Annotated in this window: 24 protein-coding genes and 1 pseudogene; 11 read left to right on the top strand and 14 right to left on the bottom strand. The window is 62.1% G+C overall.

Going from position 1 to position 22045, the window contains the following annotated elements; genetic code table 11:
- Positions 1–34 precede the first annotated feature (34 nt).
- Complete coding sequence (locus tag EOA19_RS24530) at positions 35–2122, top strand: ATP-binding protein (protein ID WP_164893022.1); 2088 nt, start codon at positions 35–37, stop codon at positions 2120–2122.
- A 111-nt stretch (positions 2123–2233) separates the two neighbouring features.
- Here the strand turns inward: EOA19_RS24530 and EOA19_RS24525 are convergent, their stop codons facing one another.
- The 6 genes from EOA19_RS24525 to EOA19_RS24500 all read right to left on the bottom strand — a co-directional run bounded on the left by EOA19_RS24525 (position 2234) and on the right by EOA19_RS24500 (position 7326).
- Entirely contained in the window at positions 2234–2644 is a 411-nt protein-coding gene (locus EOA19_RS24525; protein ID WP_127271289.1) for a hypothetical protein, read from the bottom strand.
- 210 nt (positions 2645–2854) lie between these two features.
- On the bottom strand, positions 2855–4165 hold the full coding sequence (locus tag EOA19_RS24520; protein ID WP_128305037.1) for a flavin monoamine oxidase family protein: 1311 nt from the start codon (positions 4163–4165) through the stop codon (positions 2855–2857).
- Between the two features lie 98 nt (positions 4166–4263).
- Positions 4264–5322 carry a dipeptidase gene (locus EOA19_RS24515; RefSeq protein ID WP_128305036.1) on the bottom strand — a complete coding sequence of 353 codons (1059 nt, stop codon included), beginning with the start codon at positions 5320–5322 and terminating at the stop codon, positions 4264–4266.
- 144 nt (positions 5323–5466) lie between these two features.
- Entirely contained in the window at positions 5467–5766 is a 300-nt protein-coding gene (locus EOA19_RS24510; protein ID WP_127322535.1) for a GNAT family N-acetyltransferase, read from the bottom strand.
- A 2-nt stretch (positions 5767–5768) separates the two neighbouring features.
- A complete protein-coding gene (locus EOA19_RS24505) occupies positions 5769–6389 on the bottom strand; it encodes an alpha/beta hydrolase (RefSeq protein ID WP_128305035.1) in 621 nt (206 codons plus the stop codon).
- 4 nt (positions 6390–6393) lie between these two features.
- Entirely contained in the window at positions 6394–7326 is a 933-nt protein-coding gene (locus tag EOA19_RS24500; protein ID WP_128305034.1) for a VOC family protein, read from the bottom strand.
- 226 nt (positions 7327–7552) lie between these two features.
- Here EOA19_RS24500 and EOA19_RS24495 point away from each other — a divergent pair, with 226 nt between their 5' ends.
- Positions 7553–9121, top strand: a complete 1569-nt coding sequence (locus EOA19_RS24495; protein ID WP_128305033.1) for an alkaline phosphatase family protein — start codon at positions 7553–7555, stop codon at positions 9119–9121.
- 46 nt (positions 9122–9167) lie between these two features.
- Here EOA19_RS24495 and EOA19_RS24490 read toward each other — a convergent pair whose 3' ends face one another.
- On the bottom strand, positions 9168–10505 hold the full coding sequence (locus EOA19_RS24490; RefSeq protein ID WP_128305032.1) for a PRC-barrel domain-containing protein: 1338 nt from the start codon (positions 10503–10505) through the stop codon (positions 9168–9170).
- 258 nt (positions 10506–10763) lie between these two features.
- Here EOA19_RS24490 and EOA19_RS24485 point away from each other — a divergent pair, with 258 nt between their 5' ends.
- The gene (locus tag EOA19_RS24485) at positions 10764–11684 is read left to right on the top strand and encodes a diacylglycerol kinase family protein (RefSeq protein ID WP_128305031.1); all 921 of its coding nucleotides are present in this window, start codon (positions 10764–10766) and stop codon (positions 11682–11684) included.
- Between the two features lie 29 nt (positions 11685–11713).
- Here EOA19_RS24485 and EOA19_RS24480 read toward each other — a convergent pair whose 3' ends face one another.
- Positions 11714–11914, bottom strand: coding sequence for a hypothetical protein (locus EOA19_RS24480; RefSeq protein WP_128305030.1), 201 nt, complete (start codon positions 11912–11914; stop codon positions 11714–11716).
- A 149-nt stretch (positions 11915–12063) separates the two neighbouring features.
- Between EOA19_RS24480 and EOA19_RS24475 the strand changes: the two genes are divergently transcribed.
- Positions 12064–13596 carry an HWE histidine kinase domain-containing protein gene (locus EOA19_RS24475; RefSeq protein ID WP_128305029.1) on the top strand — a complete coding sequence of 511 codons (1533 nt, stop codon included), beginning with the start codon at positions 12064–12066 and terminating at the stop codon, positions 13594–13596.
- A gap of 13 nt (positions 13597–13609) precedes the next feature.
- Here the strand turns inward: EOA19_RS24475 and EOA19_RS24470 are convergent, their stop codons facing one another.
- From EOA19_RS24470 to EOA19_RS24460, 3 genes and pseudogenes are all read right to left on the bottom strand, one after another.
- On the bottom strand, positions 13610–14068 hold the full coding sequence (locus EOA19_RS24470; protein WP_023811002.1) for a hypothetical protein: 459 nt from the start codon (positions 14066–14068) through the stop codon (positions 13610–13612).
- An 11-nt stretch (positions 14069–14079) separates the two neighbouring features.
- Positions 14080–14406, bottom strand: a complete 327-nt coding sequence (locus tag EOA19_RS24465; RefSeq protein WP_023811001.1) for a DUF883 family protein — start codon at positions 14404–14406, stop codon at positions 14080–14082.
- 128 nt (positions 14407–14534) lie between these two features.
- Positions 14535–15297, bottom strand: a pseudogene (locus tag EOA19_RS24460) (Crp/Fnr family transcriptional regulator).
- Positions 15298–15445: 148 nt separating this feature from the next.
- Between EOA19_RS24460 and EOA19_RS24455 the strand changes: the two are divergent.
- Complete coding sequence (locus EOA19_RS24455; RefSeq protein ID WP_023810999.1) at positions 15446–15817, top strand: response regulator; 372 nt, start codon at positions 15446–15448, stop codon at positions 15815–15817.
- A gap of 13 nt (positions 15818–15830) precedes the next feature.
- Here EOA19_RS24455 and EOA19_RS24450 read toward each other — a convergent pair whose 3' ends face one another.
- Both EOA19_RS24450 and EOA19_RS24445 read right to left on the bottom strand, forming a co-directional pair.
- Positions 15831–16382 (bottom strand): RNA polymerase sigma factor, encoded by a 552-nt coding sequence (locus EOA19_RS24450; RefSeq protein WP_013529285.1) that lies wholly within the window; start codon positions 16380–16382, stop codon positions 15831–15833.
- A 3-nt stretch (positions 16383–16385) separates the two neighbouring features.
- Positions 16386–16589, bottom strand: coding sequence for a NepR family anti-sigma factor (locus EOA19_RS24445; protein WP_023810998.1), 204 nt, complete (start codon positions 16587–16589; stop codon positions 16386–16388).
- Between the two features lie 221 nt (positions 16590–16810).
- On the opposite strand from EOA19_RS24445, the gene EOA19_RS24440 reads away from it, so the two are divergent.
- The 6 genes from EOA19_RS24440 (at position 16811) to EOA19_RS24415 (ending at position 20233) form a co-directional block, all read left to right on the top strand.
- Positions 16811–17605, top strand: a complete 795-nt coding sequence (locus EOA19_RS24440; RefSeq protein ID WP_023810997.1) for a response regulator — start codon at positions 16811–16813, stop codon at positions 17603–17605.
- Between the two features lie 171 nt (positions 17606–17776).
- Positions 17777–17944 carry a DUF1328 domain-containing protein gene (locus EOA19_RS24435; RefSeq protein ID WP_013529282.1) on the top strand — a complete coding sequence of 56 codons (168 nt, stop codon included), beginning with the start codon at positions 17777–17779 and terminating at the stop codon, positions 17942–17944.
- 175 nt (positions 17945–18119) lie between these two features.
- Positions 18120–19151 (top strand): sensor histidine kinase, encoded by a 1032-nt coding sequence (locus EOA19_RS24430; RefSeq protein WP_164893021.1) that lies wholly within the window; start codon positions 18120–18122, stop codon positions 19149–19151.
- Positions 19152–19280: 129 nt separating this feature from the next.
- Positions 19281–19457, top strand: coding sequence for a hypothetical protein (locus EOA19_RS24425; protein ID WP_127295168.1), 177 nt, complete (start codon positions 19281–19283; stop codon positions 19455–19457).
- A 120-nt stretch (positions 19458–19577) separates the two neighbouring features.
- Positions 19578–19904 (top strand): hypothetical protein, encoded by a 327-nt coding sequence (locus EOA19_RS24420; RefSeq protein WP_023810995.1) that lies wholly within the window; start codon positions 19578–19580, stop codon positions 19902–19904.
- Between the two features lie 83 nt (positions 19905–19987).
- Positions 19988–20233 carry a membrane lipoprotein lipid attachment site-containing protein gene (locus EOA19_RS24415; protein ID WP_023810994.1) on the top strand — a complete coding sequence of 82 codons (246 nt, stop codon included), beginning with the start codon at positions 19988–19990 and terminating at the stop codon, positions 20231–20233.
- Between the two features lie 96 nt (positions 20234–20329).
- Here the strand turns inward: EOA19_RS24415 and EOA19_RS24410 are convergent, their stop codons facing one another.
- Positions 20330–21958 carry a CHASE domain-containing protein gene (locus tag EOA19_RS24410; RefSeq protein WP_128305027.1) on the bottom strand — a complete coding sequence of 543 codons (1629 nt, stop codon included), beginning with the start codon at positions 21956–21958 and terminating at the stop codon, positions 20330–20332.
- Positions 21959–22045 lie beyond the last annotated feature (87 nt).

Here is a 22045-nt window from a genome sequence, read left to right as displayed (position 1 = left end):
CCGAATTGGCGCGACTCCGGAATGACAGCACAAGATGATCGCTGAAGCAGCAAGCACCGATATGCAAGGGTTCAGGCAGGGCGCGGCGATGGCGGCCGTGCGTGTCGTTCGCCGGCTGCGCGAGGCCGGCGACTGGCAGCGCGAGATGGACGGCATACTGGAAACGCTCTGCCGGGCCATGGATTGCCAGCGCGGCATCCTGTTTCGCTTGCGCGAACTGCCAGGCCAGGGCTTCGCCCAATCCGTCGCCGCCTATTGGATCGACCCTCTTTTCGGCGGCGAACTGGCATCGCCGACCGTCATCATGCAATCGATCGTCAATTCGGACCCCCTGCTGGAGCGGCTTGCCGAGGACGAGAGGCAAGGCAAGATCTTCGCCGGCCATACGCGCGACCTCGAAGGCTTCCTGAGGACCGATTTCGAGAAGCAGAACATCAAGTCGTTCCTCTCGGTCTCGGTCTTCGCGCATGGCCATCTCTGGGGCACGCTGGCGGTCAATGACTGCGTCAGCGAGCGTGCATGGACCGACGAGGAAGAGGCGACGCTGCACATCATCGCCCTGGCTATCGGCGACGCCATCGAGCGCTCGCCCTCCGACGCCCATGCCAGCGAGGTCATTCGCCGCACTATGCTGCAGGCCTCGCTCGATGCCATCGTCGTCATCGACGAGACCGGCTCGATCATCGAATTCAATCCGGCCGCCGAGAAGATGTTCGGCTTCCAGCGCAGCGACATTCTCGGCAAGGATCTGCTCGATACGATCGTGCCGATCTATTACCGCAAGGGCTATGCTTCGGGGGCCGAATACATGTCCGGCCGCGGCGCGCCGATGGTCGGCCAAAGGCTCGAGACGGTGACCCAGAATGCCGCCGGCGAAGTGTTCCCGATCGAGCTGACGGCGACCGAGATGCGGGTCGCCGACCGCCGCCTGATCTTCGGCTCCATCCGCGACCTACGCGACAAATTGCGTGCGGAGGAGGAAATCGGCCGGCAGCGCGAGAAGCTGCACCAGAACGAGAAGATGGCGGCGATGGGTTCGTTGCTGGCCGGCGTATCGCACGAGCTCAACAATCCCCTGGCCGTGGTTGTGGCGCAATCGACGCTGCTGCACGAATTCGCTTCCGATCCGCAGACCAAGGTGCGCGCCGAGAAAGTCCGCGCTGCGGCCGAGCGCTGCGGCCGCATCGTCAAGAGCTTCCTGTCGATGGTCCGCCTCCATCCCGCGGCACAGGCCGAGACCGACCTGAACCAGGTGATCCGGTCGGCACTCGAAGTGACCGCCTATGGCGCGCGCTCAAGCGGCATCGTCATCGACACCGATTTCGCCGCCGGCCCGCTGCTGGCCATGGCCGACGCCGATCATGTAACGCAGGTAGCGGCCAACTTCCTCATCAACAGCCAGCACGCCTTGGCTGGCATTGCCGGTGACCGGCTGATCAAGGTGCGGACGTTCCGCAGCGACCGCGGTCATCCCTGCTTCTCGGTCGAGGACAATGGGCCCGGCGTGCCGGAAGCGATCCGCGGCCGCATCTTCGAATCCTATTTCACCACCAAGCCGGTCGGCGTCGGCACCGGCATCGGCCTGTCGATCTCGAAATCGATCATCGAGCGGCACAATGGCAATGTCTGGTTCGAGGAAGTGCTCCCGAGAGGCGCGCGTTTCGTCGTCCAGCTGCCGGCCATCGTGGCCGGCCTCGCCACCGCCGGCGACAACCAGCCGCGATCGAGCGGCCTGCGCCATGCCTTGATCATCGACGACGAGCCGGATGTCGCCGGCTCGCTCTCCGACATACTCGAACTGATGGGCATCAAGTCGCGGATCGTTCCTGTCTGGGAATCGGCCGCCGCCACTTTGAGCGGCCACATGCCGCCGGACATCGTCTTTTCGGACCTGCGCATGCCCGGCGTCAGCGGCATATCGATCTATCGCGAGCTGCTCGCCGAAAAGCCTGACCTGGCGCGGCGTTTCGTGCTGGTTACAGGCGACCTGATCGGTGCGAAAGCCGAAATCGAGGCCCTGCCGGCACAGCAGCGGCCGCAGATCCTGGAAAAGCCGTTCAGCACGCTTGATGTGCGCAGTGTGCTGTCCGCCATTGCCGAACAGGCGGCCTTTAAAGAATAAAAAGAGGCCCCCGGGGGCGGGGGCCGAAGAAGAGCGCGCTGGAGGGAGCGCTCGGGGAGTCCAGAACATGATCCCAAAACGGGAACGGTTTCGGATCAGGCTACGATAAAATCAGAAAATATTCGGCGTGTCGGCCAACGGTGCGGCAGTGGCGATCATGCGGATGGCGCGGCTCTTGTGTGTTCCGGACTGTTCGGCGATTGCGCGCAGGCAGTCGATACTCTCGGCACCCCAGGTCTGGCCCTTGCAGGCGAAGTCGGTCACCGGTACCGGCAGACGCGCGGTCCTGGTCGTCGTCTGCGCCCCGTCGATGAGATTGGACGGCGGATTCAACGAAGCGAAGGCCGGCCCGATTGTCGGCGTGAACGCCATGCCGACGAAGGCGCAAGCAGCCAGCACCATGAACATCGCCATGGGGTGGTCGCTGGCCCGCTGGCGCAGCGCCAGTTTCGGACGGCGGTCATTGCGCTCTGGAGCCTGAAGGCGGCTCTCGCCGCGGATCGTCTGGATTTTCGCATGCATTGCCTTCCCCTTCGCTGAGTTTCTTTTGGCGGTGAAATGAACTTATCCGCACTTTGTAACGGCGATGGGGTGGCGAAGGACTGGCACTGTAACCAATTCGAAACAGCATTCGGGCGAAGTCGGGCAAAATCGGGCATAGCTTCGACGGCGCTCGGGCTCGAGGCGCAACCTGACCCGATCTTGCCAAACAGTTTTTCGAAAAGACCAGGCTCAGACCGGAGCTTGAAGTTCGGCAATGATCTTGTGCGCGGCGATACGCCCGGCAATGATGGCGCCCTCGACATACCCCGGAAACGACGGCGAGAGTTCAGAACAGGCGAGATACACCGGCGGTGCGCCGGCAAGGATCGTTCGCTCGGCATCTCTTGCTGTCACGTCGACAACAAGATCGCTGTACGCGCCGCCGCTCCAGCGATCTCTTACCCAGTCACGCAAACTGAAATCGATGACGTCGCCGGCACTCGGGCCGAGGGCTGCCTCCAACCGGCCGGTCACCTCCGCACGCAGTTCCACCTCACCGAGGTCGCGCCAGCGCAGCGCGAGCGACCCGCCGACGAACACGACGAGCGCGGCATGCTCCACATCCTTGCCGGCGTCGCAGGCAAACAGTCCCGGCGGATCGAGCCACATCACCATGCCGTTCAAATCCCGCCCGCGCCAAAACGGTTTGGCATAGCGCACCAGGATCTTGATAGCCGCGCCGCTTTTCCAGGCGCCGAGCGCCCGCCCCAGTCCAGCTGGCAAGGCGGGGGCAAAGGCGAGCTCCGTCACCGTCGCCGGGGGGACGGCAACCAGAACCGTGCGCGCCTCGATGGCACCCCCGGCCGAAACGACAAGAACACCTTGCGAACTATGCTCGATGCGCGTGACCGGCTCGCTGAGCCGCAACCGATCGCCAAGGTCGCGGGCCAGATCGTCGGCCAGTGAATGCATGGTTTCGCGCACAAAATATTGCAGCTCCGGCACCTCGTTGGTGACGCGTCGGTCATTGTCGATCAGATACCAGAGAGGAATCTGATCCAGCGCCATGCACCAGAGACCTTCGATCATCGAACGGAAGACGGCCCTGGCATCGGCCGAATCGCGCTGGCGGGCAAGCCAGTCGGCAACGGTCAGTCCGGCAATCGAGACGTCGTCCGGATCGACCCCGTTCATGCGCTCGCGGATTGCCATTGCCGCGTCATAGATCCGCTCTGCTTGTTGTACGGACATCGTCGGCTGGGTGATGAAATCGCCATCGACATAGGTTTCAACCAGCGTCTTGCCGCGCGCCTCGATCAGCGCCATCAATTCCGGCATGTCCTCGCACAGGAACTGGCCGCCACTATCGATCCGTTCGCCAAGTCCGTTCAGTCGGGACTCGACGCGTCCGCCGACCCGGTCGCGTGCTTCGAGCAGAATGAAATCGATGCCGGCCTTCTTCATCTCGAGCGCCACCGACAGGCCTGTGAAACCCGCACCGACGATGACGACATCGGTTCGCTCGAATTCGCCGCCCTCATCCGTGGAGGTCTTCAGCATTGCCGGCTATCCACCCAATCGCATCCGGCTTCCACCGACGAAGTATGTCCTTGTCGACATATGCCGGCGGGCCGCACGCGCCATGCCGCAGGCTGTCTCTAACCTATCGTTTTCTCGAGCATATTGAGCCAGTTGCGATAGGCGATTTTTTCGATCAGTGCGCGGCCGAAACCGCGTGCCGCCAATGCATCGATCAGCTTCGGCAGGCCGGCGACATCCCCGATGACGGCCGGGATCATGGCGCCGTCGAAATCGGAGCCAAGACCAACGCCGTCCTCACCCAGCGCCTGCAGCAGCGAATCGATATGCCGCACCATGATGTCGAGGCTTGTGTCGGCATTCATGCGACCATCCTCGCGCAGGAAGCCGGTTGCGAAGTTCAGCCCGACCATGCCGCCGGTTTCGCGGATCGCGCCGAGCTGCCAGTCGGTCAAGTTGCGCGAATGGCCGCAGATCGCGTGCACGTTGGAATGGGTCGCGACCAGCGGCGCATCGCTGAGCGCCGCGACATCGCGAAAGCCCTTCTCGTTGAGATGCGAGAGGTCGATCATGATCTTCAACTGGTTGCAGGCCTTGACCAGCGCCTTGCCGGCATCGGTCAGGCCGGGGCCGGTGTCGGGCGAGGACGGGAAGCGGAACGGCACGCCGTGGCCGAAGGCGTTCGGCCGGCTCCAGACGATGCCGAGGGAACGCAGGCCGGCTTCATGCAGCACGTCGAGCATGGTGAGCTCGGGATCGATCGCCTCGACCCCTTCGATGTGGAACACCGCGGCGATCGAGCCTTGCGCCATGGCACCGCGCACATCGCCGGCGCTGCGGCAGACGGTGAGCGCTCCGGCCCGTTCCAGCCTGAACAGGATCGAGGTCATCGCGATGGTCGAGGTCAGCGCCTCATTGCGCGGAACCTCGGGCGGCAGCGGCTCGGCGGTACTCGGCGCCAGGGGCACGGCGCCGCGCCTGGATTTCTCGACAGGCGGCGGAAAGATGGCAAACATGCCGCCGGCGAAGCCGCCGGCTTTGGCACGCGGCAGGTCGATATGGCCGCCCGATTTCCCCTCTATGAACAGCTTTTCGACATCCGTGTCTTTCGACTGGTAGAGTCTGAGCAACGTATCGTTGTGGCCGTCGAAGACGGGAACGAGATCGGTTTCGGTCATAGGGGGATCATTCGGTTCGTTTGTCGGCAAGGGGCTGAGATATATCATATCGACTTAGGCAGGATGCGCTACCCGCACAAATGCCAAAGTCATCCCCGTGGGGATCGCAGCCGCTTTCCGCACCGTTTCCAAGCGACGAAACCCCTATTGCTTCAGCACGTCGGCCCATTCCTGATGGCGACGAAACTGGGCGTTGGCGAACGGGCAGAGCGGGATGATCTTCTTACCCGCCGCACGCGCATCCTCGACGGCGCGGGTGACGAGGCGAAGCCCGGCACCCTGGCCGCGAAAGACGTCCGGCACCTCGGTGTGGTCGATGATGATCTGGTGCTCACCGATCTTGGTGAAGGTCATCTCGGCCTCGGCGCCATCGGGTCCACGCAGGACATAGCGGCCCTTGGAACCGCGATCCTCAAGTTCGATCTCAGGCAGTTGGTCAGGCATCGCTATGCTCCTTGGGCAGCATCGGCAAAGAACCGCCGTGCCGCCTCGATCTCGTTTGGCCGCACCTCGTGCCCGCCATCGTGCCATTCCACTGTGACATCGGCGCCGTCGGCACGCAAATATGCCTCGAGTCGCGTGGTCAGGTTCGGCGGGCAGATCGGGTCGCGCTTGCCGGCGGTCATCAGAATATGGCGGCCGGCGAGACTGCCCTTCACCTGCGGCTCGAACGGGATCAGCGGATGCATCAACACCGACGCGTCGAACAGCGCTGGAACCGCGAACACCACCGAGGCCAGGACATTCGCGCCGTTGGAATAGCCGAGACCCAGCACGGCCGATGGCTTCGCTGCTTCGACATGGACTTTGACGAAGCCCGCCATCCTGATCGTCGCCCGTGCCAGATCCTCCATGTCGTAGACGCCCTCGCCGGTGCGGCGAAAGAAGCGCGCGGCACCTTGTTCGGACACATCGCCGCGCGGCGAGATGATGGTTGCCTGAGGCGCCAGATCGCGCCCCAGCGACAGAAGCTGGTTCTCATCGCCTCCAGTGCCATGGAAGACGAACAGCAATGGACCACCCGGCGAACCGGGCATCAGCTTGTGGATGTAAGCGTCCTTGCTCATGACCTCAGCCTTCCAGTCTCTGCAGATGCTGTTCCAGATACGGCCGCAGGTGCTGGTGCTGCGACGGCAGCTTCAGCGCCTCGCCCAGATGAGCGGTATCCTCGTCGCGATCGAAACCCGGCTCGTTGGTGGCGACTTCGAACAGCACGCCACCCGGTGTGCGGAAATAGATCGCCCAGAAGTAGTCGCGATCGATCACCGGCGTCACCCCATAGCCGGTGTCCATCAACGCCTTGCGTACCTCGAGCTGCCTGGCGCGGTTCTCGACCGCGAAGGCGACGTGATGGACAGAGCCGGCACCGAGATCGGCGAAGGCCGTGCTCGGCAGCGATTCGATGTCGATGACGTCGGCGCCATTGCCGTTCTTCACCGCCAGCCGCCTGAGATTGCCGGACTTGTCGACTTCCTCATAGCCCATGAACTTCAGCAGCTCCTCGGTGGCGCCGCCATCCTTCAGCCTGAGCGATACCGAATGTAAACCGCGGATCGCCTGGTCGACCGGAACACCGCCTTTCGCCCAGGGCGCTCTGCCGTCACCCTTGCCCTCGACCAGCGCGAAGCCGTCACCATCCGGTCCGGCAAAAGCCAGGCGCTTCTCGCCGAAGGTCTCTTCGCGCGAGAGGCCGGTGACGCCCTCATCGGCAAAACGGCTTTCCCAATAGCCAAGCGTGCCTTCCGGCACCGAGTAGACGGTGGTTCCGACTTCCCCGACCCCATGCCGGCCCTTGCCTATATCGGGGAAAGGGAAATAGGTCATCACCGAACCCGGCGTGCCGATCTCGTCACCGTAATAGAGGTGGTAGACGTCGGGCGCGTCGAAATTGACGGTCTTCTTGACCCGGCGCTGGCCGAGTTTCCTGGTGAAGAATTCGTTGTTCTGGCGGGCATCCCTGGCCATCGATGTGACGTGATGCAGGCCCTTGATCTGGTCGAGCATTGTCTTGCTCCTTCCTTGGTGCATGTGCGGCCCTCGCCGCTGTCCACGCCAATATGAGGACCAGAGCAGTTTAGGCAAAGGCGGCAAACACAGAATGGACTGTGTCGTAAAAGTGAACGATGGAACAAGGTTCGTTCACCAATTGGCCCGCAGAGTCGGGCTTGCGCCGTGGCCGGAATTCGGTTCCATGAACGGCGTTCGACATCCCGCGAAAAAGGTATCGTGAGTGACTGGAAAAGCCAGGCGGCCCAACATTCTCCTGATCACATGCGATCAGTGGCGTGGCGATTGTCTGTCCGCAGCCGGCCATCCGGTCGTGCAGACGCCCAATACCGACGCTTTGGCCGCGGAGGGTGTGCTGTTCAAGCGGCACTATGGCGGCGCGGCACCCTGTTCGCCCGCTCGCGCCTGCCTCTACACCGGCCTCTACCAGATGAACAACCGCGTCTGCCGCAACGGCACGCCGCTCGACGCTCGCCACGGCAACATCGCGCTCTCGGCTCGCGCCCTGGGCTATGATCCGACGCTGTTCGGCTACACCGACGTCTCGCTCGATCCGCGCCTGCTGGCGCCGGGCGATCCGCGGCTGCAAAGCTATGAAGGCGTGCTGCCGGGCTTTACGGTGCGCCAGTTGCTGCCCGAGCACCAGAAGCAATGGCTATCCTGGCTGGAGCTGCAAGGTGTCGACGCCAGCGCCGGGTCTCCCGACATCCACCGTCCGCTGGCCGACGGCGTGGCCGGGACCATCAGCAACGCGCCGCCCGTCTACTCCGGGCAACAAACGCCGGCGGCTTTCCTGACCGGCGAATTCACGCGTTGGCTTGGCGAACAGGAGGACGCCACGCCGTGGTTCGCGCATCTTTCCTTCATCAGCCCGCACCCGCCTTTCATTGTGCCGGAGCCCTACAACACGATGTACGATCCAGCTGACGGCCCGGCCTTCCGGCGCGCGGCAAGCTGGCACGAAGAGGCGGAAAACCATCCCTACCTTGCCTATGATCTCGGCCGGCAGAAACAGATAAAATTCCGCCCGGACGCCAGAGGCAAGGTGCACGACTGGAGCGAAGACGATTTTCGCCGCATCCGCGCGATCTATTACGGCATGATTTCCGAGGTCGATGCGCAGCTCGGCCGCGTCTGGCAAGCGGTCAAGGCCACAGGCGCGTGGGACGACACCATCATCGTTCTGACCTCGGACCATGCCGAGATGATGGGCGACCATTTCATGCTGGGCAAGGGCGGCTATTTCGACGGCAGCTACCACATTCCGCTGATCATTCGCGATCCGCGCCAAGGCAAGGCGACCGGCGGCAGTGTCGACAGCTTCACCGAAGCGGTCGACATTTTGCCGACGCTTCTCGACCTGCTCGGCGAAAAGCCCGCGCCGCATCTCGACGGCGCCTCGCTGAAGCCGTTCCTGGGCGGAGAAACCCCTGCGGCCTGGCGCGATGCCGCGCATTGGGAGTTTGACTTCCGCTCGATTGCCGCGGGCGAGGCCGAAAACCATTTCGGCATCGCCGCACGCCAATGCAACCTCGCCGTTATCCGCACGGAGCATTTCAAATATGTGCATTTCGGCGGCAATCTGCCGCCGCTGCTCTTTGATCTAAAAAGCGATCCGGGCGAGCTGGACAATCTCGCGGCCGACCCCGGCCATCTCACCGTGCGCCTGGAATTCGCCGAACGGCTGCTCGCCTGGCGGGCCGAACATCTCGACCAGTCGCTGGCGCTGGCCGAATTGACCGAGAACGGCCTCGTCGGCCATGCCGCTGGCCTGCCACCTGGCCACACATAAAAAGCCCGCGCCGTTGCCAGCGCGGGCTTCATTGGGCTGAACAGAATTACCTTACGATCATGCGCTGCTGATCGCGCTGTTCGGCGTAACTGCCTTTATCATAGGCGGTTTGAGCCTCGAGCTGTTCCTTGGTGAAGGTCGTGTAGAGGTACTTGTTGCCGTCCTTGTCGGTCATGAATTTGAGATTATCCATACCAACCGCGACCTCCTTTTCACCGACGCCTAAGAAGCCGCCAACGTCGACGACCACCGCGTCCGTCTTGTTGTCAGGCGCAAGCACGACATCGCCGATTTCGCCTACCCTGGCGTCGTTTGCGCCGTAGACAGTCGTGCCCTTCAGGTCATCGGCACGAATCTCGCCGACCGGCATCTCGGTCAACGTCGACTTGTCGATGGCGGCAGTCTGTGTCTGGTCGGGAGCCGAGGCGTCAGGGGTGGTCGCTGCCGGAGCTTCGGCGGTCTTATCTGCCGGAGCGACAGCAGGAGCCGTCGTGTCGGACGGCACAGCAGCCGGAGCGGTGGCCGCAGGCTCGTTGGAAGCCGTCGTGGCCGGCGCCGGATCATAGGCCTTGCGGTCGAAATCGGGCTGCGCCTGCAGCTCTTCCTTGGTGGTCTGGGCCACCAGCCAGCGGTCGCCATTCTTCTCGGCCCACTGCGCCTTAGAGAAATCATAGGTGACATTCTTGGCGCCGAGGCCAAGGAAACCGCCCACGCCGATGACCAGGGACTCGGCCTTGCCTTCCTTGGTCAGCACGATGTCGTTGACGTCGCCGATATTCTGCGCGTCATCACCGGTTCCGTTATATACGTCTTCACCGATGATGTTGGTGGCAAGGTTACCGTCCGCGCGCTTTACCGGTTCCGCCGGAGCGGCGTTCATGTCGGCCGGCTTTTGTGCCGTATCCGTCGTAGCAGGTGCCGTAGGTGCGGTCGCGTCGGTCGATGCCGCAGGTGCGGGGGCCGGACTGTAGGGCTGGCTGTCGAATTCCGCCTGAGCGGTCAACTCGTCCTTGGTCGTCTGGGCTACCAGCCAGCGGTCACCATTCTTTTCGGCCCACTGCAGCTTGCCGTACTCGAAGGCGACGCTCTTGGCACCGACACCCAGAAAACCGCCAACGTCGATGACGACGGATTTCGCCTGCCCATCCTTGTCGAAGACGACGTCGCTGACATTGCCGATGTTCTCGGCATCATCGCCGGTGCCGTTGTAGACGGATTCACCGATGATGTTGGTGACGATGCTGCCCTCTGCGCGGACCGTCGCGGCGCCTGACTCCTGAACGGCTGGGCTCTGTGCCGGCGCCGGGGTCGTCGCGCTCTGCGCATATGCGCCCGTCGCGATCAGTGTTGCGAGTGCGGTCGTGGCTAAAAGATTGCGGATCATGATAGTCTCTCCTCGTGCCTGATCTCATGCGCCGCGTCGTGCTCGCTGGGGAAATCGGACGCGGCATCTACAGGTTCACAACGTCGTGACCAGTCTGTTGTTCCGACAAAACCACTGCGGTTCGGGAAACGAAAACACGGAATGATCGAGCGGCTTAGAAGCCCCTCCGTGTCAAAGGAACCTTTCCGTCGCTGCCGCGTTTCAGCCATCGGCTGGGCGTGTCCCGGCCGCTTTTTGGCTGACATGGTGGAGCGGGGTATGAAATTCGCAGCGGTGCTGAACCGGGATGGCGGCACTTTGCGCACCACCGACCTCGTCGCCTTCTCCGACAGGATGCATCAGACGCTGGAGACGGCAGGGCACTCGCTCAGCATCGAAATTGTCGCCGGCAAGGACGTGGTGGAAACGCTCGACAGCGCGGCTTCGCGTCGCTCTGTCGACATCGTGCTGGCGGGTGGCGGCGACGGGACCATTTCCGCCGCGGCCGCCCGGCTGATGGGCACGAAGAAGGCGCTTGCCATATTGCCGGCCGGCACCATGAACCTGTTCGCACGGGGGTTGGGCATTCCGCAGTCACTCGATGGAGCGCTGAAATCCTTCGCCGACGGCGAAATCATCGCGGTCGACGTGGCGACAGCCAATGGCCAACCTTTCATACATCAGTTCTCGATCGGCATGCATGCGAAGATGGTGCAACTGCGCCAGAAGATGGAGTTCGGTTCGCGGTTGGGAAAGATCCGCGCCTCGGCCAAAGCGGCTTGGGCGACGATCAACAATCCACCTGCGATGAATGTGACGCTCAGCATCGGCGAAGCCGAAATGGCGGCACGCATCACCGGCATCGGCATCACCAACAATTTGTTCGGCGAAGGCCATTTGCCTTACGCCGACAATCCGGCGGGCGGCGTACTCGGTGTCTATGTCACGGTGGCGAAGCAGCGCGCCGAACTGGTCAAGTTTTTCTTCAACGTGGCGCGCGGCAAATGGCGCGACAACGAACATGTCGAAATCCACCAGACGAACAGAACGGTGCTGAAAATCCATTCGAGCAGCCGCAAGTTTCGCGCTGTGATGGACGGCGAATTGGTCAGGCTTGACCATGAAACGGTAATCGAAATCCAGCCTGGCGCGCTGAATGTACTGGTGCCGGCGAGCGCGGCCCAATCGAGAGCCGCCTGATGCGATGCGTTGCAACGAACAAACCGGCTTTAGCCAGCAGGAGCCTGCTCGGTGGTGCTGGGTGCGGGGACATGCTGTTCATCGCTGGTTGGCGCCTTGATCAACACACCATAAATCTCGGCAATGCCCCACGCAGCAAACACCAGAAGCAATGCGGCGATCAGGATTCGAAATCCATGCCAGCCCCAACGCCCCTGCCGCGCCTTGTTTTCTGGAATGATCTTGGCCATGCTCGATCCCTGTCTCATTCTGCACCAGCTGGCGCGCTCGGCAAATCATGGTCGGGTAACGGTTCCTCGCTTGGATGGTTCCGGAAAAGCGCGCTGGCCTTGCACCAGCGCAAGCAGGCGGCGGCGAAGACCGGGACGAGGCAAGTGGGGTGACTGGCAAGACGCAAACAGTGCCCGAGCTGCCGGCCGAAGTTGCGCGCGCAGTCAAGGATGTTGACCGGCTCGCCGTGCTGCACGGGTTGGAGATGCTGGATACGGCGGCCGATCCCGATTTCGACCGCGTCAGCAGCCTTGCCGCGGCGGTGATGCAGGTGCCGATGGCCCTGGTCACGCTCGTCGACCTCGAACGGCAGTGGTTCAAATCCTGCTTCGGCCTGGACGAGACCGAAACGGCGACCGACGTTTCGTTTTGCGCCCATGCGATTTCCGCCGGCGACGAGCCGATGGTGGTCGTGGATGCAACGACGGACCCCCGTTTCAAGACCAACCGGCTGGTCACCGGAAAACATCATGTCCGCTTCTATGCCGGCGCGCCGATGATCGTGGCAGGTGCCCGCATCGGTACTCTGTGCGTGCTCGACCGCGAGCCGCATGGTTTTCCATCCCGCGCCGAGCTCGACCAGTTGAAGGCGCTCGCCAGCCTCGCCGCCAGCCTGTTCACCCTCAAGGATGCAACCCGCAGCGGCGCGATCGCCGAGGCCGCACTGGTGCGCGAGGAAAAACGACGCGCCATCGCACTCGATGCGGCGTCGCTCGCCAGTTGGGCATGGGACATCCGCACCGATATCATCGAATGCGACACATTGATGTCGGAGCTGTTCAGCCTGCCGCGCTCCAACCGGCTGCGCGCACGTGACATCCTCGCCGCCATCGATCCGCGTGACGTCTACCAGACCGAAACCCGCTTTCGCGACGCCCTGACCGGCAGCGACGACTATTTCGGCGAACACCGGGTGAAGGGCTTTCATCCGCCGCGCTGGCTCGCCACGCGCGGCCGTGTGATCGAGCGTGACGGCGACGGCAAGCCGACATTGATCTTCGGCGTCAACTACGACATCTCCGAGCGCAAGCTCGGCGACGAACGGCAACGGCTGCTGCTGCGTGAGCTCAACCATCGCGTCAAGAACACTTTGGCGACCGTCCAGGCGCTGGCAACCCAGACCGTGCGCCACGCCCGCCAGCCAAGCCAGTTCCTTGAGGCCTTCGGCGCCAGGCTTCAGGCCTTGGGCATCGCCCACAATCTGTTGTCGGACCGCGAGTGGCGTGGCATCGGCATCAGTGAACTCGTCCAAATCGAGGTCAAACCTTTCGAAACGGCCGAGCAGCCGCGCATGACGATCTCCGGCGACGACCTGCTGCTGTCGCCCGACCAGGCCATCGGGCTTGGCCTGATCCTGCATGAACTCGCCAGCAACGCGCTGAAATATGGCTCGCTGTCGGTGCCGTCAGGCAGGGTCGACCTCGGCTGGAGGACGCAAGGCAGGAGGGATGCCCGGCGTCTTGTGCTGACCTGGCGTGAAAGCGGCGGCCCGCAAGTCGCTCCGCCGGATCGGCACGGCTTCGGCTCGATCCTCATTCGCCGCAGCCTTGCCAAGGTCATTTCCAGCGAAGTGACCCATGAATTCCGGCCGGAAGGCGTATTTGCCGAAATATCGATGCCCCTGGAAGATCTGTCGAAGTGACCTCCCGACAGCTCTATCTCCGCTCGCTCTCGTCCGGATCGTCGGATTTCACATTCTCGCGGTAGATGGCGTAGGCCGCGAGGGCCACGGCCGGCCCCAGAATGACGCCGAGACCGCCTTTTCCCTTAAGCAGGCTCGGCAGCACGGCGAGTGCGGCGGTGATGCCGATCGCCTTCATGTCGGCATTGCGGCGCTGCGCCCGGCGCCGGGCACGCGAGCCTGCCGATATCCGGTAGACCAGCAGGACAAGCCCGGCAAGCACCAGAAAACCGACGCCGAACCCCAGTGCCGCGGCAAGCGGCCCATAGCGCATCGCCGCCCAGATATAGGCGGCCCCGACAAGAAAGCCGAGACCGCAAAGTGCGGCGGCCATGGCGATCACATAGACGATTGCCGCCGTGCGCGCCCGGTATATGGCGGCCACGGTCTCCCCCGAGGCGAGACCCGAGATCAGGGTTGCCAGCATTCCCATCCGAAGCGCGACTAGCGACGCGCGATGAGCGCGAAAAGGAAGCCGACGCCGGCGGCGATCGCCAGTGACGTCACCGGCTTTTCGCGTACACTTGCCATCATCTGCGCTTCGATGTCCTTGGCATTGCTGCGCAGGCTGTCAAAGGCTGCTTCGCCCTGCGCACGCAACTGCTCGACCCCTTCCGTGGCTGCGCGGCGCGCGGTGCCATAACCATGCTCGCCGGTCTTGGCCAGTTGTTTGGTGAGCTTGTCGATGTCGGCCTTCAACTGCCTGATGTCGGCTTCCAGGTCCGCATTTGCACGGGCGTCGTTTGCGGTCTTTCCTGCGGCAGTGGCCATGGCTTAACTCCTTGTGATTGCTTGGTTTCAAACGCGCTGCCCGCCTCAAGGTTCCGGCATTGGGGACAAAGTAGCCGAAAACGCATCGGCGCGCACCCGGTCCGTCGGCTCCCGCAAAAGACGCTTCCTCAGATTAATGGCCGGCGCGCTTCACCCAGCCCTTCCCAGCCGGCGAGCCGCTTGAGGCCTTCATTGTCGGAGACCACGCAGCCGCCGTCGCGCCAGACGATCAGCTTGCGATCCATCAGCTTGCGGATCGTCTTGTTGGTGTGAACCAGCGACAGGCCGAGCGTATCGGCAATGTGCTGCTGCGTGATCGGTATCTGGACAGTTTGGTTGCCATTCAGTCCAACGACCTTGGCGCGGCTGCCGATGAAGGCGATGAGATAGGCAGCGCGCTCGATCGCACTGCGGCGCCCGAGGCTGAGCAGGTTCTCGTCCAGCATCCGCTCTTCACGCGATGCGATCCAGGTGATGTCATAGGCCAGCCCGGGGATGATTGCGGTACAGCTCATGCAGATATTCGCGCTCGAAAACACACAGCAGCATCGGCGACAGTGCCTCTACGGAATGCTGCATCTCGCCCATCACACTGCCTTGCAGGCCGATCAGATCGCCGGGCATGAGATAGTTGAGGATTTGGCGGCGGCCGTCCCGCAACAACTTGTAGCGAAACGCCCAGCCGGAGAGCACGGTGTAGAGATGGGCGCTATGGCTTCCCTCCACCAGCACCGTGCCACCCTTTTCGACTGCGAGTTCGCCCTTCTTGAATTTGCTGATGAAGGCCAGTTCCTGTTTTTCGAAATCGCGGAAAATCGGCAACGGCCGCAATGGGCAGTTCTCGCAAGGATATTGGCGGCTGGAGAAAGCGCTATTGTTCTGGACTGACATTTCGACCCCCTTCGAAAGCCCGCTCTTGGAGGAGCGCGTTTCATCCCGTTGCAAGGATTGAGATTCCGCCCGCTTGCCACATGTCTTTTTTAAATGACAGCAAGCGAATTAGCGATCATGACTCCGGCGTTTCAAGGAGTCTTTGCCTGTGCCCACATTGCTTGACGGATTGCGGATTCTGGTCCTGGAGGACGAATTTCTGATCGCCATGGATGTCGAGCAGCTTTGCCGCGACCATGGCGCCGATGAGGTGGTGATCGCCCGTGACCTGACCGAGGTCGATGGCCGCGAGGTCGCCACGCGATTCGATGCAGCCATTGTCGACTTGATGCTGGGCGGTGTCTCGACGATCGATTTCGCCTCCGGCCTGCGCGCGGCAGGCATACCTTTCGTGTTTGCGTCGGGCTATTCGGATGCAGAGGAGATCAAGGCATCGTTTCCGGGCGTCAGGCTGATTGGCAAACCCTATTCGGGTGAAGACCTCGTGCAAGCGGTCGCCGCGGCCTGCGGACGCGCTTGAGACACGATCGCGGTCAGCTTGCCGGCGAGCTCGTTACCTGGGCCGAAATTGCGTCCGGACCATACTCGTCCTCGCCTGATATTTTCAGGATCTCCTGCAAGCGCGTACGGGCTCGGCTGACGCGGCTCTTGATCGTCCCCACCGCGCAACCGCAGATCTCGGCGGCCTCCTCGTAGGAGAAACCAGACGCGCCGATGAGGATGATGGCTTCGCGTTGGTCCTCCGGCAATTGCTCCAGCGCCCCACGAAAATCCTTCAGGTCAAGCTGGCCGTGCTGAGCCGGATGAACGGCAAGCCTGGCCGTCATGATACCGTCGCTGTCCTGCACTTCGCGCCCGCGCTTGCGCATCTGCGAATAGAACTCGTTGCGCAGGATGGTGAAAAGCCAGGCCTTGAGGTTGGTGCCGGGCTGGAAGCTCTCATGCTTGTCCCAAGCCTTGACGAGCGTTTCCTGGACGAGGTCGTCGGCTTTATCGGCATTTTGCGTCAGCGACACGGCGAACGCGCGCAGACTTGGGATTGCCCCAAGCAGATCGGTCTTGAAGCCTTGGGAGACCGCGGCCATGCCTCAGTCCTTCTTCTGTGCGGGTTCAGCCTGTTCCAGCTGGCTAAGCAACTGGGAAAAGCGATCCGGCACATCGTCGGAGACCAGCGCGTCGTAATATTGTTTGAGTTTGCGTCCGATTTCGGAGTTCGGCCCAAGGGCGTCACCAGAACCGTTCCGGCGCCTGCTCTCGGCGCCAGCCAGAATATCTTTCGTCATATCCTTCATTTTGCCCTTGTATTCCCAGCGCTCAAGCCGCTCTTATCATACTCAACACAACGCAAGCGGCGCCCTCGTCTGGTCGCCCATCCCGACCACAAACGCCACTCCCCGGCTTTTGTTCCGTCGAGGCGGAACTTTTTCAAAAAATCCGCGTTAACGTCAGGGCTTGCAGTCAGCTTGACCTATGCACCTATGCAATCACGTCATTCTGAGGGAGACGTCTTACCATGAGCTTATCCGCCACCATCGCACCACATCTGCCCTTCCTGCGCCGCTTCTCGCGGGCTGTTTCCGGGTCGCAAGAGAGTGGTGATGCGCTGGTAGCCGCGATGCTCGAGGCCATCATCGCCGATATCGAAATATTTCCCGAAGCATCGAGCGACCGCATCGCGCTGTACAAGGTGTTCGCCAAGCTGTTCACATCGGTCGCCATCCGCGTCCCACAGGAGCAGGCGCAATCGGCGTGGGAACAGCGCACCGCCGCCAATCTGAATGCGATCGCGCCGCGGCCTCGTCAGGCCTTTCTGCTCGTGGCTGTCGAAGGCTTCAGCGAGGACGAAGCGGCTGAGATCCTCGACGTCGGCGACCAGGAGTTTTCAGAGCTGCTTGCCCAAGCGAGCAACGAGATATCCCGTCAGGTGGCAACCGACGTCCTGATCATCGAGGATGAACCGCTGATCGCCATGGATATCGAAGAAATGGTAGAGAGCCTCGGGCACCGCGTCGTTGGAACGGCGCGCACCCATGCCGAGGCAGTGATGATGTTCGGCAAGACACGGCCGAAGATGGTGCTGGCCGACATCCAGCTTGCCGACGGCAGTTCCGGCATCGAGGCCGTGAACGAGATCCTGTCATCGACGTCGGTGCCCGTCATCTTCATCACCGCCTTCCCCGAGCGCCTCTTGACTGGCGAACGGCCGGAACCGGCCTTCCTGGTCACCAAGCCCTTCAATCCCGACATGGTCAAGGCGCTGATCAGCCAGGCACTGTTCTTTGACCGCCAGGCGAAAGCCGCCGCATAGTCGTGAATTGGGGAAGTGGTAATCGTGCCGCCTGATGCACGCGGGCGGCGACGGTGAAATTCCTGCGCGCTTCCTGCTTTAACGATTTGCAAGCTCGGTCTTTTTCGGCAAAGGGTGGGAACAAACCGCACCCATCCACGTTTTTATCGCAGCATTCGAAGGAGATGCATCATGCTTTACTGGGCGCTCGTATTTCTCGTCGTTGCGATCATCGCCGGCGCGCTTGGTTTCGGCGGCATCGCCGGTACATCTGCCGGCATAGCGCAGATATTGTTTTTCATCTTCCTCGCTTTCCTGGTCATTTCGCTTCTTGCGGGCCTGTTCAAACGGGCTTCGTAACGACCAACGGCCGAACACTGGAAGCCGCACCCCTCAAACGGTTTCCAGCCACCGCCGGGCGGTGTCCTAAAGGACGCCGTCCGGCGGACCGTTTTTGGCGGCGGGTTCGGGAAACCTGTTTGGAACCCATTTACCGGTGAGCCGTTCAGCCTGAATTGGGTGGACAGTTTGGCCGATGGGTTCCAGGACCGGAAACAGGAAGGACGACGTGCAAAGCGATGAAGTCATCGCCCTCCATCCTGCCGAAAGCGGCATGCAGCTCGGCCGCGCCCTTCTTCACGCGTTGCACAATGCCGGCATTTCCGTTCTCTACCAGGATCGCGAGATGAAAACCGTATGGGCGCGCAACATGCGTGCGCCCTGGGTTTCGGACACCACCGACAGCATCGGTATTCTGCCGGAGGCGCAGGCCGACCGCATCGGCGCGGCCAAGCGCGACGTCATTGCATCCGGCAACCCCCAACGTCTCGAGATCAGCGTTCCCGTCGAGGATGGCAGCCGCTGGTTTGAGGTCTGGATCGATGCCGACCACGGCGACGGCGGCACGGTGCAAGGCGTCGTCACCACAATGGTCGAGACGACCGAGCAAAAGCGCCGCGAGCAGACCCTGACGACGCTGTTGCGGGAGGTAAGCCATCGCTCCAAAAACCTGCTGGCGATCATCCAGAGCATAGCCACCCAGACCGGTCGCTACTCCGACAGCATCGGCGATTTCCTGACACGCTTTCGCGGCCGGCTGCAATCGCTGGCTTCGTCCCAAGATCTCGTGACCTCTTCCAACTGGCGGGGTGCAGCACTTCGCGAACTCGTATCGGGCCAGGTGGGCCGCTACGGCGGCGATCCGGTTCGCAGCCTGAGATTTCAGGGGGCAAACCCCTATCTCAATCCCAACGCTGCCCTGCATATCGGCCTTGCGATGCATGAACTCGCCGTCAATTCGGTGAGCTATGGCGCCCTGTCGCGGCCCGATGGATTCGTCGATGTTACAGCTAACCTGACCGCCGCCGACACGGGAACCTCCCTGTCCCTGACATGGGCCGAGGCAATCGGAGCCAGTGATGTTAGGCGTAGCGAGAAGCGCTTCGGCAGCGTCGCACTCGAACGGGTCGTGCCGACGTCGCTGAACGGAACGGCGACGCTCGAAATCGCGGCTGGCCGTCTCGAGTACCGCCTTGTCGTTCCGCACGGCAATTTCGAGACGGATTGAGCGACCCGAGCTTCCTTAACCAGCTGTTCACCATAAAAGCAGATGCTGTTTTTCCCAGATACCGCTGGAACTTGTTGCATCACCGAACATTTCCGCAGCAGGATTGCAGCATGGTGCGGGAGGAATGCCTTGACGGTTGCCGACATGAACAGACTGGAGCAGGCCGCCCGGATTTCCATGGGCGAGTTTGAGGACTCCGAGGCATCCGCGCCACCGCTGGCCCCTGTTCCCAATGGGGCCTTGCGCCTTGTCGCGCTGGGCCTGCTGGCCGTGATCGCGGTGGTCGCCCTGTACCAATTGGTCTGAGGCCAGCTCGTTTCGGCCGGTGACAGAATCGATTGTCGCCCTCTTACTTCCCTGCCCGGCCCAGCGAGCCAGGAACTTTGGCGAATGTAGACCGTTACTATGGCGAGAGGACTTCCCGCCATGGAACATATCGCTGCATTGCTGCTGGTCATCGGTTGCTCGAACACGATGGCCGACTGCCGTGAACTCCAGGTGCCCAGAAGCGTTTTCGCGAGCGCCGAGCAATGCGTGGCCGAACGCCCGTTCGCCTTGGGCGACGTGCAAGGGCAGGCTGACAACATCGTCGCCAAATGCCTTGCCGTCGATCCGGCGCTTGAAGACGACTATGATAAGATCGTCTGGAATGTGCGCGCCGATGGTACGCTTGACGCGTCTTTGGCAATTTCCAGCCTCGTAATGGCGTCGAACGCGGCACGCCCAGAAAAAGACTATCTTCACCAACAATAGATTGCAGCAGCAAAGGCCGTCATTTCATGCTAAATGGCAGCTGGAGCTTTACCAAGTGAGGACAAAAAGTGAGGAGTGACTCTATGCGGAAGATGATTATTGCACTGGTTGCGGTGGTTGCCGTCAGCGGCTGCACCTCGACCGAGCAGGACGTGGTTGGCGGCGGCTTGATCGGCGCCGGTGTCGGCGGCTTGGTCGGCGGCGGCAAGGGTGCGCTGATCGGCGCGGCCGTTGGTGCCGGTTCCGGCCTGCTGGTGCGCAATCTGCGCAACGGCTATTGCCAATATCGCGATCATCGCGGCCGGATCTACACGGCTCGCTGCAACTAATTCGGCGATCATCGAAACGTCGATCCGGAGGCCGGTCCGCTGGCCTTCGGATTTTTCATGTCTGGACGCTTGATCCTTTTCGGGTGAAGGTCGCGCTCAGTTGGCGAGTGGAATTTTGATTTCCACGTTCAGCCCATTGGCCTGGTAATCGCGTTTAATCGTACCGCGCAGTTCGCGCGTCACGTTGAGATCGATCAGCTTGGTGCCGAATCCGGTCTTGGCTGGCGCTTCGAGTTTCGTCTGCCCGTTTTCGCGCCAATTGAGAGCCAGCGTCCTGTCGCGCCCGCGCCCTTCGACCGACCAGTCCACTTTCAGCGCGCCGACGGAATTGCCGGCTTCGCCGTATTTCAGCGCATTCGTCGCCAGTTCGTGGAAGGTCAGGCCGAGCGCTTGCGTCGTGGTTTCGTCGAGCAGCACCTGTGGTCCCGACAACAGCTCATCGGGTAGCTCCTTGCCGAACACCTGACCCAGCTCGATGCGCAGGAGATCGCCAAGATCGGCCTTCTGCCAGCGCGAGCGCGTCAGCATATCCTGGGACGCCGCCATCGCCTGCAGCCTGGCCGAGAAGGATGCGGAAAACTCGTTGACGTCGGTAGCCCGCGACGCCGTCTGGCGCGCGATAGCCAGCACCCTGGTAATCGAATTCTTGATGCGATGCTTCATCTCCTGCAGCATCAGGTCTTTTTCGATCAGGCTCTTTTCCGTCGTTTCGTGCAATCGCGACGCTGCCTCATAGGCCCGCTCCTGATAGCGCGCCACCAGCGCGATGGCGCCCGCCAACAGCAGGCCGAACAGCCCCAGCATCACCGGAATGGCGCGCGACGACGGCTGCGAGAAGGCGCTTGTCGGCCGGAACAGGACAGTCCACGGCCGTCCGGCGACGATGATCTTTCGGGTGACCAGCAGCCTGTCGCCGAAAGTCGACGCCGGCGGCGTCTCCGACCGGAACAGCAGATTATCGCCGTTCACGGCACCATCGCCATCATAGATTTCGGTGTTGACCGGCAGCAACGGCGACCGGCTGAGCGCGGTCTGGAACAGATCGCGAGCCCGAAAGGCCGCATAGAGAAAACCGGCCGTCGAGGATCTCGAAGCATTGATGACGTCGGGAGCGGTTTCGACATTGAGCCGCACGAAAACGAAGAAGCCGGTGAACGTCTGCGCGGCGCCCGTGTCCTGGCCCAATTGCACCAGCCCGCTGGCGTGCTGCTGGTCGTCGGACATCGCCTTTTCGATCGCCACACGCCGCGCCGGTTCGCTGAACATGTCATAGCCGATGCCGGCTTGATTGGATGGATCCAGCGGTTCGAACAGCACGATAGGGGTGCGCCAGGGTTGAGTGGTATCCGGATAGATTGGATGACTGTCGCCATAATCGTGCAGCATATCGCGTTCGACCGTCGCCTCGTCGCCCGCCTTTGCCAGCCTGAGGAAGCCGATACCGCGCAAGCCGGCGAAATTCTTGTCGACATCGAGCGCGTTGAAGAACGCCTTGAACTCATTGCGAGAAATATCGCCATTGCGGGCGTCGAACAGGGCCTGCGTTGAGCGCAGCAGCGACAGATGCAGGTCGATGCGGCTCTCGATCCGGTTGAGCGCATCGTCGGCAGTCGCCTCGAACTTGATGCGCGCGGCTTCCTGCGTGGCGAAATAGGCAAAACCTGCCATCACCATGCTGATCAGCGCGACGGCGATAAAGGCGATGATCGGAAAAAGCTTCTTCAACGGATCGTGCGGTCCCTGAGCAATGTCGGACCTTTATGGGCAAGTCGCCGTGCCAACACAATGCCAAGGCCAAGCCATCCTTACGGC

It is taken from the genome of Mesorhizobium sp. M7A.F.Ca.US.010.02.1.1 (assembly GCF_004023085.1).
Taxonomy (GTDB): Bacteria; Pseudomonadota; Alphaproteobacteria; order Rhizobiales; family Rhizobiaceae; genus Mesorhizobium.
This window is presented reverse-complemented; position numbering and strand designations above follow the sequence as displayed.

Coding starts and splice junctions, on each gene's coding strand:
- EOA19_RS24500 (WP_128305034.1), bottom strand. CDS start 7,326: ATGCTCGACCAGATCAAGGGCCTGCATCACGTCACATCGATGGCCAGG.
- EOA19_RS24470 (WP_023811002.1), bottom strand. CDS start 14,068: ATGGGAATGCTGGCAACCCTGATCTCGGGTCTCGCCTCGGGGGAGACC.
- EOA19_RS24435 (WP_013529282.1), top strand. CDS start 17,777: ATGCTTTACTGGGCGCTCGTATTTCTCGTCGTTGCGATCATCGCCGGC.
- EOA19_RS24480 (WP_128305030.1), bottom strand. CDS start 11,914: ATGGCCAAGATCATTCCAGAAAACAAGGCGCGGCAGGGGCGTTGGGGC.
- EOA19_RS24440 (WP_023810997.1), top strand. CDS start 16,811: ATGAGCTTATCCGCCACCATCGCACCACATCTGCCCTTCCTGCGCCGC.
- EOA19_RS24510 (WP_127322535.1), bottom strand. CDS start 5,766: ATGCCTGACCAACTGCCTGAGATCGAACTTGAGGATCGCGGTTCCAAG.
- EOA19_RS24465 (WP_023811001.1), bottom strand. CDS start 14,406: ATGGCCACTGCCGCAGGAAAGACCGCAAACGACGCCCGTGCAAATGCG.
- EOA19_RS24450 (WP_013529285.1), bottom strand. CDS start 16,382: ATGGCCGCGGTCTCCCAAGGCTTCAAGACCGATCTGCTTGGGGCAATC.
- EOA19_RS24520 (WP_128305037.1), bottom strand. CDS start 4,165: ATGCTGAAGACCTCCACGGATGAGGGCGGCGAATTCGAGCGAACCGAT.
- EOA19_RS24505 (WP_128305035.1), bottom strand. CDS start 6,389: ATGAGCAAGGACGCTTACATCCACAAGCTGATGCCCGGTTCGCCGGGT.
- EOA19_RS24415 (WP_023810994.1), top strand. CDS start 19,988: ATGCGGAAGATGATTATTGCACTGGTTGCGGTGGTTGCCGTCAGCGGC.
- EOA19_RS24485 (WP_128305031.1), top strand. CDS start 10,764: ATGAAATTCGCAGCGGTGCTGAACCGGGATGGCGGCACTTTGCGCACC.
- EOA19_RS24445 (WP_023810998.1), bottom strand. CDS start 16,589: ATGAAGGATATGACGAAAGATATTCTGGCTGGCGCCGAGAGCAGGCGC.
- EOA19_RS24420 (WP_023810995.1), top strand. CDS start 19,578: ATGGAACATATCGCTGCATTGCTGCTGGTCATCGGTTGCTCGAACACG.
- EOA19_RS24490 (WP_128305032.1), bottom strand. CDS start 10,505: ATGATCCGCAATCTTTTAGCCACGACCGCACTCGCAACACTGATCGCG.
- EOA19_RS24525 (WP_127271289.1), bottom strand. CDS start 2,644: ATGCATGCGAAAATCCAGACGATCCGCGGCGAGAGCCGCCTTCAGGCT.
- EOA19_RS24515 (WP_128305036.1), bottom strand. CDS start 5,322: ATGACCGAAACCGATCTCGTTCCCGTCTTCGACGGCCACAACGATACG.
- EOA19_RS24430 (WP_164893021.1), top strand. CDS start 18,120: ATGGGTTCCAGGACCGGAAACAGGAAGGACGACGTGCAAAGCGATGAA.
- EOA19_RS24530 (WP_164893022.1), top strand. CDS start 35: ATGATCGCTGAAGCAGCAAGCACCGATATGCAAGGGTTCAGGCAGGGC.